2 rRNA genes are annotated in these 1,703 nt (G+C 51.7%); both read right to left on the reverse strand.

The features are described from left to right. Window positions 1-45 precede the first annotated feature (45 nt). Window positions 46-158 (reverse strand): 5S ribosomal RNA (gene rrf / locus L880_RS0125545). Window positions 159-289: 131 nt separating this feature from the next. Continuing rightward, window positions 290-1,703: ribosomal RNA gene (locus L880_RS0125550) — 23S ribosomal RNA — on the reverse strand; the annotation flags it as partial.

Raw genomic sequence — 1,703 nt, forward strand, 5'->3', positions numbered from 1 at the left:
AAAACCCCCGCCAGTTGCCTGGAGGGGGTTTTGAGGGCTGTAAGAGCCTGACGATGACCTACTTTCACACGGGAACCCGCACTATCATCGGCGCGGAGTTGTTTCACTGTCCTGTTCGGGATGGGAAGGAGTGGGACCAACTCGCTATGGTCATCAGGCATAACTTGGTGCTGGGCTGTTGGAGATCAACAGCCTGGCGAATTCATAGAGTTTGGAATCAGTAGCTTTACGCTCAATTTTTTGTATTGCGTCTTGGCATAACCAGACTTTGAATTGGATTCAAAGTTATAGGGTCAAGCCGCACGAGCAATTAGTATCAGTTAGCTTAACGCATTGCTGCGCTTCCACACCTGACCTATCAACGTCCTGGTCTTGAACGACTCTTTAGGGGGGTCAAGCCCCCGGCAGATCTCATCTTGAAACGAGTTTCCCGCTTAGATGCTTTCAGCGGTTATCTCTTCCACACATAGCTACTCGGCAATGCCACTGGCGTGACAACCGATACACCAGAGGTGTGTCCACTCCGGTCCTCTCGTACTAGGAGCAGGCTTCCTCAAATCTGCAGCGCCCACGGAAGATAGGGACCAAACTGTCTCACGACGTTTTAAACCCAGCTCACGTACCTCTTTAAATGGCGAACAGCCATACCCTTGGGACCGGCTACAGCCCCAGGATGAGATGAGCCGACATCGAGGTGCCAAACACCGCCGTCGATATGAACTCTTGGGCGGTATCAGCCTGTTATCCCCAGAGTACCTTTTATCCGTTGAGCGATGGCCCTTCCATACAGAACCACCGGATCACTATGTCCTGCTTTCGCATCTGCTCGACTTGTCAGTCTCGCAGTTAAGCACGCTTATGCCATTGCACTATTAGCACGATGTCCGACCGTACCTAGCGTACCTTCGAACTCCTCCGTTACACTTTGGGAGGAGACCGCCCCAGTCAAACTGCCTACCATGCACTGTCCCCGATCCCGATAAGGGACCTAGGTTAGAACCTCAAACACACCAGGGTGGTATTTCAACGTTGGCTCCACGAGATCTAGCGACCTCGCTTCAAAGCCTCCCACCTATCCTACACAGATCTGTTCAAAGTCCAATACAAAGCTACAGTAAAGGTTCATGGGGTCTTTCCGTCTTTCCGCGGGGAGATTGCATCATCACAAACATTTCAACTTCGCTGAGTCTCAGGAGGAGACAGTGTGGCCATCGTTACGCCATTCGTGCAGGTCGGAACTTACCCGACAAGGAATTTCGCTACCTTAGGACCGTTATAGTTACGGCCGCCGTTTACTGGGACTTCAATCAAGAGCTTGCACCCCATCATTTAATCTTCCAGCACCGGGCAGGCGTCACACCCTATACGTCCACTTTCGTGTTTGCAGAGTGCTGTGTTTTTATTAAACAGTCGCAGCCACCGATTTTTTGCAACCCCTTTGGGCTCCCTCTGTACGAGTTCACCTACTTGGGGCATACCTTCTCCCGAAGTTACGGTATCAATTTGCCGAGTTCCTTCTCCTGAGTTCTCTCAAGCGCCTTAGAATACTCATCTCGCGCACCAGTGTCGGTTTGCGGTACGGTCGTGTGTAGCTGAAGCTTAGTGGCTTTTCCTGGAAGCAGGGTATCACTCACTTCGGCTGCAAGCAGCCTCGTTATCACTCCTCATCTAAGCCCGGCGGATTTGCCTACCAGGCACGACTA

Origin of the sequence: Curvibacter gracilis ATCC BAA-807 (genome assembly GCF_000518645.1) — a bacterium.
In the GTDB taxonomy this organism is placed as follows: Bacteria; Pseudomonadota; Gammaproteobacteria; order Burkholderiales; family Burkholderiaceae_C; genus Curvibacter; species Curvibacter gracilis.